Genomic DNA, 12,062 nt, shown 5'->3' with positions numbered 1-12,062 from the left:
GATCGGAGGCTGGCACCGTCCGCATGCGGACGGTGCCCTGTCCGACTGTCCGCGTTACATCGCCCCGGGATCGTGGCCACCGCGCTCAACATCCACCGTCGTCGGTGTTGAAGAGGCAGGCTCGTGTTTGAACACCTTTCCGGCGATCAGCCCACCGATCGTGCTGAAGATCGCCGCCACGACCAACCAGAAACCGAAGCTCATGATGAAGCCGACAATCCCACTGTTGCCCGCGGCCATCTCGACAAAACCCTCAATCGCCTCGATCATCTGAGGATCCAGGCCCGACTCTTCGAGTTGCGCCAATGAATTATCGATGTCCTCGGGGCTCGTCGGCATGGCCATGCTGACGAGGCTTCCCACAAGCGCAGCCGCCGCAGCGAAGAACACCGCCGCAAACACTCCGACCTTGGCCCCGCTGCCGGGGAGGAATCCGACGCCCGCTCGGCGATGTTCCTGCGACTGCAGGTAGCCCGCCAGGAACCCACCGGCAATGACCAGCGCGCAGCACGCGCAGTTGATGGCTCCAAGAAGCGGGATCGAAGACGCGACACCTGCGGCGCCGCCGCCGATCATCGCAGCCTTCATCATCGAGGGTGCATGATTATCCATTTCCATTCTCCATAACAAATTGGGACATAGATTTTGTAACTCGTTCGGGAAAGAGTTCTGCCGCTCCGAGGTTCAGGAACAGCCCCGCGACCGCGCCTGCGGGGAGCGCCAAGAACCAGCGGGGAACCTCCGACAATTGTGGCAGGCCAACCCACGGCAAGATGGCGTCGATGAATGTGGGCAAGACACCGATCGCAAACCAGATCGGTCGTGGATCTCGATCGCGGACCAGAAAGGCCCAGGCCAGGAGCATGCCGATGATGGCGCCGGCGTACAGACCGGAACAACGGGAACAAACCGCCTGCCGATGACCGAAGATCTCGAGGGATCGCTCGGCCTTCTGGTGGCAAACCGGCGCGTACATCAGTCGGACGATCGACGATGAAGCCTCGCCTCGAGACTCGAGCCACGGCACCAACACGGTGCCACCTGCGAAGAGGATCATCAGCAAGGTCGTGGTGACGACCGCCAGCGTGCGCCTAGCCATTCAGGGATCTTATCCGATACGGGGCCCGGATTGGAAAGGACTCCGTTAGAATACGTCGATGGCCGCAGGAAAAGCCAAATCCACGAATCGACGCGAAAACGCGGCCAGCATGGCCACGCGGCAGCGAGAGATTTCCGTCAGTGAGTTCTTCACGAAGAACCGACACCTCCTCGGGTTCGACAACCCCCAGAAGGCGTTATTGACCACGATCAAGGAGGCGGTCGACAACTCCCTGGATGCCTGCGAGGAGGCGGGCATCCTCCCGGAGCTCGTCATCGAGATCGAGGAACTCTCGGAGAAGCGATTCCGGGTGACGGTTCAGGACAACGGACCGGGGATCGTCAAAGCCCAGGTGCCGAAGATCTTCGGGAAGCTGCTCTACGGCTCGAAATTCCATCGCCTAAAGCAGCAGCGTGGCCAGCAAGGGATCGGGATCTCCGCGGCGGCCATGTACGGGCAGTTGACCACCGGACGGCCCGCCCGAATCCTCTCCCGGCCCGGCGCCCGCAAGCCGGCCCACCTGTTCCACATCACGCTGGATACGAAGAAGAACGCCCCGGTCATCCAGAAGGACCAGCAGGTCGACTGGGAACCGAAACACGGCACCCGGGTAGAGATCGAACTGGAAGCCACCTACAAGTCGGGCCGACGATCGGTCGACGACTATATCGAGCAGACATCGCTGGCGAACCCCCACGTCACGATCGAGTACAAGTCGCCGAAAGAAGAGGCCATCGTCTACGAACGCGTTTCCCGTGAGCTACCGGCCGAGTCCCGCGAGATCCAACCCCATCCCTACGGCGTCGAGCTCGGCGTGTTGCTGAGGATGATGAAAGAGTCGGGTGCCCGCACGGTCCGCAGCATGCTGAGCCAGGAGTTCTCTCGGGTAAGCCCCGGCGTCGCCGACAAGATTCTCGACGGCGCCGGCGTCTCCGTGAAGAGCAAGCCCAATCGGCTGACCCGCAACCAGGTCGAGCAGCTCTTTCAAGCGATCCCGAAGGTCAAGATCCTGGCGCCGCCGACCGGCTGCCTCTCGCCGATCGGAGACGAACTGCTGGAACGCTGCCTGAAACAGCGGGTCGAGGCCGATTTCTTTGCGGCGGTCACACGCCCGCCGGCGGTTTATCGTGGGAATCCGTTCCAGATCGAGGTCGGCCTGGCCTTCGGCGGTGACCTCGGTGCCGATGAGCCCGTGGATCTATTCCGCTACGCCAATCGCGTCCCGCTTCAGTACCAACAGTCCGGTTGTGCGATCACCAAGTCGGTCGTGGGTGTCGACTGGAAGAAGTACGGGCTTCAACAATCGAGAGGTGCGTTACCCACAAGCGGCATGATCCTGCTGGTCCACATCGCCTCGGTCTGGGTGCCGTTCACGTCGGAATCCAAGGAAGCCGTGGCCTCCTATCCGGAGATCGTCAAGGAGATCCGCCTTGCGTTGATGGAGGCGGGTCGACGCCTTGGCGTCTTCGTGCGACGCCGCAAGCGTGAGGCCGACGAGTACAAGAAGCGGTCGTACATCGAGAAGTACATCCCCCATATCGGCGATGCGCTCCAGGAGATTCTCGGACAGACTCAGCGGAAACGCGACGGCAACGTCGAGAGACTCAAGACGATTCTCGAGCGAAGTCGCAAGATGTAGTCGATGGTAGATCGTCCGACATCCCTCCGTTCGCGTCTGGACCGACCGTGGGTCTGGGCGGCTCTCGTGGCTTTCGTCGCGGGGGCCGCGTTTGCGGTCTCGCTGCAAAACGGCTTCGTCCTGGACGATGTGCGCATCGTCGAGTTGAATCCACGGCTGACGTCCCTCTCGTCGATCCCAGGGCACTTCACCGAAACTTACTGGCCCATCGTCGGAGAAGAGACGGGTCTCTACCGGCCCGTCATGATCACCAGCCTGACGCTGAATCGGGCCATCGCCGGACCCGGCCCCCTGGGATATCACGCAGGCAATGTCCTGCTTCACATGATCGCGTCGGCGATGGCATGGTTCACGCTGAGGCGTTGCGGCGTTCACTACGGAACCGCCCTCGTCGGCGGTCTGTTGTTTGCGGTTCATCCATTGCACGCCGAGGCAGTCGCCAACGTGGTCGGGCGGGCGGAAATTCTTGTGGCCATTGGCGTGATGGCGGCCTGGTCTGCCCATCGACGAGGCCTGCGGATTGTCTCGTGGCTCGCCTACCTGCTTGCCTTGCTCTCCAAGGAAAGCGCAATCCTGGCTCCGCTCCTGTTCCTCGTTGACGACATGAGCGGTGGGCAGGTCACGAAAGAGAGACGTTCGAGCACGATCGTTCAGTACACCGGGTACGCGGTGGCGGTGGGTGTGATGCTCGTGCTCAGGTACAACGCCCTCGGGGACCTGTTTCCGCCATCGCAGTGGTTCTTCCTCGACAATCCCATCGCGGCGGAGGGTACGGGCGCCCGGCTGTTGACCGCGTCATGGATCCAGCTGCTCTACGCAGCGCTGTTTGTCGTGCCATGGCGTCTGACCTCCGATTACGGGTTCGACGCGATCCCCGTCGTCCGCTCGCTCGCGGACCCGAGGGCGTGGCTCGGACTCCTCTGGATGGCCACTCTGGCCATCGGGGTCATCCAGGGTCTCCGGCGGCATCGGGTCTTTCTTCTCGCGACCGTTTGCTGGTCCATCTTCCTTCTCCCCACGTCAAATCTTCTTTTCCCGCTGGGCACGATCATGGGAGAGCGTCTCACTTACCTTGCATCGCTGGGTGGCTGTCTGCTGTTGGGTCATCTCACCGCAGGTCTCGTCGCACATGGAACGACGGGCGATCGAAGACGCAGGGTCGTCGTCATCACGGCCTGTGTAATCCTCCTCACGGCCTGCTTCGTTCGAGCATGGGATAGAACGACGGACTGGCGCAGCAACTACGATCTGGCGCTGGCCGACGCCCGAAGTACGCCGCGAGCAGCGAAGGCGCAGTTCGGTCTTGGTGTCGCCCTTCTCGATCGCGGTGAAACGGAGGGGGCGCGTGAACACCTGCAGGGCGCCGTTGACGTATGGCCCGACTACGCTCAGGCACGGTTCAATCTCGGTGCGCTCCTCCTCGACCAGGGGGATGTGGAAGGGGGGCGTCTTCACCTGGAGCGATCACGCGATCTCGCCGGCGGGACCTTTCTTCCCTACGAGCGACTGGCGCCGCTCTATGAACGACTTGGCGATGCCGATGCAGCGCTCGAGGCTTACGCCGTGGGTCTCCGAATCAGGCCGAACGATCTGTCGTTTCGCTTCAACTATGGCCGTCTACTCTTGACTCTGGGCCGTGAAGACGAGGCCAACCAACAGCTCCGCCGGCTGATGCAAATCGATCCGTCGGGTCAGATCGGCCAGATCGCCGCCGGACTGGTGGCGCAACAGGAATCTCGCGATGACGACGCGGCCAGAATCTACCGTGCTCTGCTGGATCGACCGAACCTCGCACCTCAGATCCGCAAGAACATCGAGGGGCTTCTTGCGTCAACCTCCAGGTAAGAAGCAAACTACCCGCCGATGAACACGGAACACACGGGATTCTTTCATTCCATTCGCCGGTCGTTGGAGCTTCCCGACGTCCTGCTGCTCAGCGCTGCCTCGTTGCTCCCCTGGGCTATCGGCGGTGTCGAGGTCTGGGCCTACCGCATGGCGGCCGCGCTGGTAATCGCCGGCGCCGCGCTCATGATCCATCGACGGGGTTTTACCGACTTCGGTCTGCGTCTTCGAGACCCCCTCATCCTCGTGCCGTGTCTCCTGATGGCCTGGACCATCCTCCAGTTGGTTCCTCTGCCTTCGCCGATCATTCGCGTCGTCAGTCCGACTGCCGACGCCATTTATCGCGACACCTTTCCCGGCTACGGTGATGCCGACGGAAGCGCCGTCGACGTCGTTCGTGCCATCGAGGCCCGTGGCGTCAAGCTCTACCCCGAAGCGGCCGTCCATTTGACGCCGGAGCCCGTCACCCGACCGTTCGAGCCACGGGTCGCCGGCAAGTGGGACGGATGGCGAACGATCTCGTTGTTACCCGAGGCCAGCCGCGAACGACTCCTGTGGTTCTTTGCCCTCTGGATCGCGTTTGTTGCCATCCGCCGACGGGGCCATTCCCGCGAGCGTCGACGCGCCTATCGGGACATCCTGTTTGTCACGTTTCTTCTTCAGATGGCGTTCGGACTCGTCTACGCGGCGACTGGAAACGGGCGGCTGTACTGGATTCGCGAGACCATCGAACAGACCCGACCTTTCGGCACCTACGTAAACCCGACGAATTTCGCCGGCGTCATGGAGCTTGCCGTTCCGTGGATGACCGGTTGTCTGATGGCCAGTTTCTATAAACGGGGCCGGGCGGCGTGGGGCGAGGCGCGAACGATGATGCTTACGGGAGGCATCGTTCTCGGAATCCTGGCCACCTTCGCAAGTGCGTCACGCTCCGCATCCGTGATGATCCCCCTGGGAGTCCTGGCCGTCGTACTCGTCTCCGTTCGTGGCTGGCGCACGCGTGTCGTGATCCTCCTTCTCTGTGGCGTACTTGCGGCCGCGGCTCTGCCGACGGTGAGACGGACCCACCTCGGTGAGCGTGTCACCGAGATGTTGGAACTCGGCGGAGGCGAGATCGAGAGCGTCGGGCGGACGGTTAGCCTACGCGCATCGGTGGATATGCTCGGTGACTACTGGCGTGGAGGGTGCGGCATCGGTGCGTTCCGTGACGTGTTCCCGCACTACATCCCCGCGGGTGAAATCGCACGCTACAACCAGCTCCACAACGATTACCTGCAGGTTGCCATCGAGGGTGGGCTTCCCGTGGTTCTACTGCTGGGTCTTCTCATCGTCGTGTTCTGGGGCCGCCTCCTACGGCCATCCTCAATTCGATCTCCGCGCGGGCTTAGACGGCAACAAATCGGCCTCGTCACCGGTCTAGTTTTGCTGAGCCTCCACGCGATCTGGGACTTCAATCATCAGATTCCGGCCAACGCCTTGCTGTTTGTCACACTCGCTGCGCTCGCGCTGGGTCGGATCGAGCGGCGGAACGGATCCGCCCGCGAATCGGAGTCCCGCCGGAACCCCGCCGCGTCGGCCGTGGGTGCGATCGCCATCGTCCTGTTTGTGTTACTCGCGGTTCAGGGTTGGATCGGCGGATGGAACTACACGAAAGGCCGGCGTTTCTCGGCCGCCGGCGACTACGCGGCGGCGTTGCCCCATGTCGATCGCACGGGAATCGGTCATCACAAGTCGTCGTCGCTATGGCTCGCCGGGCAGGTGCGTCTAGGACTCTGGCACGAGAAGCTTACGCAGGGCGAGAGTCCCGATTCGGTACGACCCCTGCTGGAAGATGCGTTCGAGAACTACACTCAGGCGATCTCGCTAAGCCCCGCATCGGGGTGGTATTGGGCCAACCTCGGTGACCTCTACTACCAGCTCGAACGAACCGATCGAGTCCTTCGTCCCGTCGACCTCGAAGAACTGGACGCCGACCCGCGGCTGCGCGTCGGGCGTTGGGGTAGGGTGGCGGTGGGTCTTACGCGACTGGGGATTCGACGGGAACCCAATGTCTATACGTTCCACGATCAGCTCGCGTTCATGTTCTGGCACTACGAGTGCCGCGACGATGCCCAGGCTGCCGCACGCAGCTCGGCAGAGGTGCTGCCGCTCTACCGGATCCACGCGTACGACCTGCTGGATCCAGCACCCGATGAACTGCTGAGAGCATTCGCCGAAGGTATCGAGCGATCGGTCGGTCATACGCCGTTCATTCACGATGTACGACGGCAGATCTCTCGCGGGATCGTCGCGATGAAGCTCGGCGAGTTCGAGGAAGCTGCGCGGCATCTGCAAGTCGCCACGCAAGGAGACACCTCGTCGCTGCTTGGATCCGATGCGCAGTTTCAGCTGGGTCGCGTATTGATGCGGTTGGAGCGATTCGAAGAAGCAGCCGCGTCATTCCGTGCCGCCGACGGACATCCGAACTTCGCCCGGGTGGCCCCGCTCCAGGAAGGACTTGCCCACGAACAGGCCGGCAACCTGGAGGCGGCACTCGCCGCGTATGGCCGTGCCCGGCGCGCCCATCGCGAGGATCTCGAAGCGGCGTTGGGGTATGCCAGAGTCGCGGGCCGGCTGGGACAACGGGACCGGCAGGCCTCCGTGCTGGTCTGGGCCACACGGAATCACCCTGGCGATCGGCGGCCCTGGCTCAGACTGCTGGAACATCGGCTGGATTCGGCCGACATCCAGGGCGCCCGAGGGGCCCTCGAGGAGCTGGTGAAGCTGGGGCTTCCGGCTGCCGATCAGGCCGTCTGGAACGAAAAGATCGAATCCGCTTCCCACCACCCCTGAATCTGGCCCCTCTGGCGGGCCGACCCTATATTCGGCTGCAGTCAGAACACGGCCCAAGCGGGGCCACAGGGGCGGGACAGAACATTGTTGGAAATCGCTCGGCATGGCGTTCGTTGCGGTCTAATCATGATGGCGGGGCTCTTGACCACCACCCTGATGGCAGACCCTCTCAAGTACGACCTCGAAATCCCATCTCACGACTCGATCAGCTACGAGTTGGAGCTGGACATCCAGCACCCGGGCCCGATCCATATCGAGGCCAACTGGGACTGTCGACGCATCGTCACCTTCCGCCTGCAGTCACCTCAGGCCGGTCGACCCGCCATGCGTCGCTCGAGCCCTTCGCCGTTCGGATTCACGACGAACATCGTCGAGCCCGGCGATGCGCCCTGGCGACTCTCCATCTACGTCATGCCGGGTAGTGAACCAGGCGTCGGGGAGTTGACGATCCAGCTTCCCGGTCCGCCTTTGATTCCGACGCCGGCCGAACCGTCTGCAAAGGACTTCGCACCACGGCCCGCAGGCGAACCGTGGAAAACCCGAGTTGCAGATCTTCCGGAAACCACGCCCGTGGCGGTGGCCCAACTCGTCGACAGCGTGGAACGCTTTCGCCGACTCGTGGTCGGACCCGATGCCGCGCCGGACTCCTGCCGCTGGCAGTTGGATGGGCTTCGCTTCCTGGCACAGGCCAGGGATCAGGCGTTGCGTAACGACGCAAAGTTTGATTTCGGGTCTCGTGAGTTGTTCCGAACCATCGCCAAGGACATCGCAGGCGTCGACGCAATGCGACGATCCGATGACCCGCTGGTCTCGGGCCCGCCACCGGCCGACCCCGGCCTCTCCCACGCCTGGAACCGGATGCATCGAGACCGGGTGCAGCCGCTCGAAGCGCAACTCGATCGCACTTACGATCTGGCCACCGGCGATTACGCCGCCGAGTTGACCGACCAGACCTGGTTGCCACGGCTCGTGAGTTGTGTCGTCGCCAGCCAGCGCTACTTTTCAGATCGAGCGCGGGTAGGCCCCGTCAAGGCGATTAACCGCGAGATCGCCCTCGACCAGTGGGACCGTCTCCTGGCGGTCTCGGACGCGCTGGAGGACCTCTCCCGCGCGACGACGCCCCCCGAGGGGCAGACGATCCAACTCTCCAAACCCCGCTAGGAACGAAACCGGCGAAGCCTCATCGCGTATCCTCTTGGCGAGGTGCGGATCGTGATCGGATCGTGGAGAACAACGGTGTTTCGCGGGTGGCTGCTTCCGCTCGTGGCTCTCGCGTCGTTCCACGCGGATCTGAGGGCCGCTCCGGAAGAGACGACCTCCCGCCCCATCCGCGGGATCACCCTGTCGACTCATTGGTCCGGCGCCGACTGGGCACACGACACCATCGAGCCGACGCTCGATCGAATCGCTTCGACGGGCGCCAACTGGGTCACGATCCACCCCTACGCGACGATCGACGCCGACGGCACCGTCGTCTTCCGACCGATCGACCCGGACAATCCACCGGAGCACGTCGTACGACCGATCAGGGAGGCCCACGCCCGCGGCCTGAAGATCATGATCAAGCCGCACCTGGCGTACTGGGGCTCCCCTTTTGCCTGGCGTGGCGAGATCCAGTTTGGGGATGACGAACCCTCCTGGCAGCGGTTCTTCGCGAGCTATCAGCGTTGGATCGTCACCCTGGCCATCGTCAGCCATGACGCAGACGGCTTTGCCGTCGGAACAGAGTTGGGCGGCACGCTGGACCACGAGGCGCAGTGGCGCTCGATCATCGAGGCGGTCCGCGATGCCAGCGCCACTCCCCTGACCTATGCCGCCAACTGGGACAGCTACCGTAAGGTCCGGTTCTGGGACGCGCTGGATGTGATCGGTATCCAGGGATACTTCCCGCTGGATGACCCCGAGCGACGAACCTACGACCCGGTGTCCGGTGATCCGATCGACCGGATTCTCGACGAAGCGGAGATCCGGCGTGGCTGGGGTCGCCTACGCGCCGAGCTTCGAGAGTATTCCGTGGAACTCAATCGACCCGTCGTCTTCACCGAACTCGGTTATAGCCGGGCGTTCAGCACCGCACTCCGCCCCTGGGAATCCCGCGTCGATGGAGAGGAGGCTCGATCCATGCAGCGGCTATGCATGCGCGTCGCCCTCGAGACCATCGAGGCCGAGCCGACGCTCATCGGTGTTTTCCTGTGGAAGTGGTTCTCGGAGCCTCGCGCGCTGGGCCGAGACTTCCAGCTGGCCCATCCGAAGATGATCCGATTGCTCCGTCAGGTCTGGGGCGAGTCTTCGAGCTCGATGTCCAGATCCGCGACCGGCGGCTGACGTCGGTAGCGTCGAATCGAGATCACCGCCTCCACGACCAACGCGATCGCCATGAGCGAGATGATGCTGCCGACGACCAGGAGCAAGGTCTGCCCGCCACGATAGTAGTCAACGAGCTTGAACCCGGTGGCGAGAGTCGTGCTGGCCATCATGAAGACCATCGGAATCAGATAAACCAGCCTGGGCCGTTTTCGCTGGGTGAGATAGAGCACAACGACGAGAAGAGCGAGGCCAGCTAGAAGTTGATTGACGGACCCGAAAAGCTGCCAGAGGGCAAGCCCGGCCGACTGGCCATCGACCTTGTAGAACGCAAAAAACGCGATCGCCAGCACCGCGGCAGTCGAGGATACGTACCGATTTGCAAGCGGGCGAAAGCGTAGGGTCTCGCCGACCTCTTCGATGTTGTATCGCAGTAATCGTGTCGCGGAATCAAGCGTCGTCAATGCGAAGCTCACAACCATGACCGCTATGAGGGTCTCGGCCTTCCCACGAGGAAGTCCCAGTTGCGAAACAAACGTCGCGGCACCGTCGATGAACGCCGCCATCTTGCTACCCAACCCTGACATCGCACCCCAGGAACGATAGTGATCGCTCCACAGGTCGCGACTTGCAAATCCTGCAGTGCAGGCCAGTACCGCCGACAGACCGAGGATCGACTCCCCGAGCATGCCACCGTAGCCGATGAACCTTGCGTCGGTCTCTCGATCCAACTGTTTGGCCGTGGTCCCGGAAGAGACGAGTGAGTGGAATCCGGAGGCAGCGCCACAGGCGACCACGACGAAGACGAACGGCAGCATCGGTGGGGCACCTTCGGGATGCAGATCGACCGCCGGAGCGGCGAACTCGGGACGCAGAACGAAGAACCCCAGGTACGTGCAGGCGAGCCCCAGATAGAGAAGAAGCGAATTGAGAAAGTCTCGCGGCTGAAGCAACGACCAGACCGGGAGGACCGACGCGATCCAGGCGTAGGCCAGGAGCAGCCAGATCCATCCGCTCACGGAGGTCCAGGACGGGGCGAGAAGATCAGAAAACCACAGCCCGACGAGAACGACGACAAAGGCGATCCCCACCCTTGAGCCGAGACCCTGTCCGGTTCGCCGTGTCCGCCAGCCGATCCAGAGTGCGAGGACGAGAATCAGAACAGACGGAGAGATCGACTGCGGATAGAACTTCGGCGTGAAGAGCTGCGCGATGACGAAGACGAAGACGCCCATCGCCAACGCGATACCGAAGAAGATGATCGCGTGCAGAAGCGATTTGGCCCGACGCCCCATCAACCCTTCGGCGACCGAACCAATCGATCGACCACGGGACCGGACCGATACAACCAATGCCCCGAAATCGTGGACGCAGCCGATCGTTACCGCACCGACCACAACCCAGATCATGGCCGGAAGCCAGCCCCAGATTACTGCGATTGCCGGTCCCAGCATCGGGGACAGCCCGGTGATGGAAGCGAAGTGATGTCCGAAGAGCACCCAGCGAGAGGATGGGACGTAATCGATCCCGTCCTCGTAAACATGGGCCGGAGTTCGCACGTCGGCCCGCAGTCCGAATACCTGGCGCCCGATGTAACGCGAGTAGAAAGCATAGCCCAGCGCATAGACGGCAAGACAGGCCAGCACGGCCAGTGCGGCGATCATTCCGGGGGCACGCTATCGGGAACGATCAGCGCGACGACCCCCTTCGCGCACTCAAGCTCCACGCGACCGCAGGAGACGTTGCTGAGTCCGTGAGAGGGACAGGACAGCCGCTCTCGGGCCAACTCGTAGCGGGCGCCACGGAGCGTGACCCTGGGCTCACCGACCAACGCGAGAATCGAGAACAGCGTGCCCTCCGGAAGAACGATCTCGACACCACCACTGGTCACAAACAGCAACCCGTCGAATCCGATGGCCGCGATTCCCGCCACACGACCGGCCGCCACTGCCAACTCGTGGACGTTGATCCATTGATGGTCGATCCGTCCGCCGGAAACACCGGCGACGACGATCCGTTGGCGCGATTGGGGCAGGCTTTGCAACGCACCGTGCAAGTCGCTGAAAGACTTATCTGCTTGAAACTCTTGCGTGGGAATGGATTGCGGTGGCCGGGCGACCGAATCGCCATCACCCACGAACAGATCGACGGTCAGATCGTTTTCGAGACAGCGATCGTAGCCGCCGTCGACGGCGATGATGCGGGCGTCCCCGGCCAGCGCACGTCCGATTGCGATCTCTCCGGCGGTCGCCATCGGCAGAATCAGTAGGGCCGCAGCGTCGCCGGGATCCTCCGCGAGGAATCGCACTTCGTACGGACTCTTATGTACTTCCGCCGTCACGCGGC

9 protein-coding genes are annotated in these 12,062 nt (G+C 62.8%); 5 read left to right on the top strand and 4 right to left on the bottom strand.

The features are described from left to right. Positions 1 to 54 precede the first annotated feature (54 nt). Together OES25_09910 and OES25_09905 are read right to left on the bottom strand one after the other, a co-directional pair. Entirely contained in the window at positions 55 to 612 is a 558-nt protein-coding gene (locus tag OES25_09910) for a hypothetical protein (GenBank protein MDH3627957.1), read from the bottom strand. Then, on the bottom strand, positions 605 to 1,099 hold the full coding sequence (locus OES25_09905) for a DUF2085 domain-containing protein (protein MDH3627956.1): 495 nt from the start codon (positions 1,097 to 1,099) through the stop codon (positions 605 to 607). Before OES25_09905 ends, OES25_09910 begins: the two co-directional genes overlap by 8 nt. A gap of 58 nt (positions 1,100 to 1,157) precedes the next feature. On the opposite strand from OES25_09905, the gene OES25_09900 reads away from it, so the two are divergent. The 5 genes from OES25_09900 (at position 1,158) to OES25_09880 (ending at position 9,737) form a co-directional block, all read left to right on the top strand. Then, positions 1,158 to 2,738 (top strand): DNA topoisomerase VI subunit B, encoded by a 1,581-nt coding sequence (locus tag OES25_09900; protein MDH3627955.1) that lies wholly within the window; start codon positions 1,158 to 1,160, stop codon positions 2,736 to 2,738. 3 nt (positions 2,739 to 2,741) lie between these two features. Continuing rightward, positions 2,742 to 4,583 carry a tetratricopeptide repeat protein gene (locus tag OES25_09895; protein MDH3627954.1) on the top strand — a complete coding sequence of 614 codons (1,842 nt, stop codon included), beginning with the start codon at positions 2,742 to 2,744 and terminating at the stop codon, positions 4,581 to 4,583. Positions 4,584 to 4,601: 18 nt separating this feature from the next. Next, complete coding sequence (locus OES25_09890; GenBank protein MDH3627953.1) at positions 4,602 to 7,412, top strand: O-antigen ligase family protein; 2,811 nt, start codon at positions 4,602 to 4,604, stop codon at positions 7,410 to 7,412. 129 nt (positions 7,413 to 7,541) lie between these two features. Then, positions 7,542 to 8,573: a hypothetical protein gene (locus tag OES25_09885; GenBank protein MDH3627952.1), complete on the top strand. Its 1,032-nt coding sequence runs from the start codon at positions 7,542 to 7,544 to the stop codon at positions 8,571 to 8,573. Between the two features lie 75 nt (positions 8,574 to 8,648). Beyond that, complete coding sequence (locus OES25_09880; protein MDH3627951.1) at positions 8,649 to 9,737, top strand: hypothetical protein; 1,089 nt, start codon at positions 8,649 to 8,651, stop codon at positions 9,735 to 9,737. Here the strand turns inward: OES25_09880 and OES25_09875 are convergent. Together OES25_09875 and OES25_09870 are read right to left on the bottom strand one after the other, a co-directional pair. After that, on the bottom strand, positions 9,683 to 11,380 hold the full coding sequence (locus OES25_09875; protein ID MDH3627950.1) for a carbon starvation protein A: 1,698 nt from the start codon (positions 11,378 to 11,380) through the stop codon (positions 9,683 to 9,685). The two genes, OES25_09880 and OES25_09875, sit on opposite strands and share 55 nt — an antisense overlap. Next, positions 11,377 to 12,057 (bottom strand): thiamine diphosphokinase, encoded by a 681-nt coding sequence (locus OES25_09870; protein MDH3627949.1) that lies wholly within the window; start codon positions 12,055 to 12,057, stop codon positions 11,377 to 11,379. The genes OES25_09875 and OES25_09870 overlap by 4 nt, the downstream gene beginning before the upstream one ends. Between the last annotated feature and the right edge of the window lie 5 nt (positions 12,058 to 12,062).

It is taken from the genome of Acidobacteriota bacterium (genome assembly GCA_029861955.1).
Classification (GTDB): domain Bacteria; phylum Acidobacteriota; class Polarisedimenticolia; order Polarisedimenticolales; family Polarisedimenticolaceae; genus JAOTYK01.
This window is presented reverse-complemented; position numbering and strand designations above follow the sequence as displayed.

Excerpts from the sequence above, each read along its gene's own strand:
- OES25_09910 (MDH3627957.1), bottom strand. The coding sequence starts at position 612 with ATGGATAATCATGCACCCTCGATGATGAAGGCTGCGATGATCGGCGGC.
- OES25_09905 (MDH3627956.1), bottom strand. The coding sequence starts at position 1,099 with ATGGCTAGGCGCACGCTGGCGGTCGTCACCACGACCTTGCTGATGATC.
- OES25_09900 (MDH3627955.1), top strand. The coding sequence starts at position 1,158 with ATGGCCGCAGGAAAAGCCAAATCCACGAATCGACGCGAAAACGCGGCC.
- OES25_09895 (MDH3627954.1), top strand. The coding sequence starts at position 2,742 with ATGGTAGATCGTCCGACATCCCTCCGTTCGCGTCTGGACCGACCGTGG.
- OES25_09890 (MDH3627953.1), top strand. The coding sequence starts at position 4,602 with ATGAACACGGAACACACGGGATTCTTTCATTCCATTCGCCGGTCGTTG.
- OES25_09885 (MDH3627952.1), top strand. The coding sequence starts at position 7,542 with ATGGCGGGGCTCTTGACCACCACCCTGATGGCAGACCCTCTCAAGTAC.
- OES25_09875 (MDH3627950.1), bottom strand. The coding sequence starts at position 11,380 with ATGATCGCCGCACTGGCCGTGCTGGCCTGTCTTGCCGTCTATGCGCTG.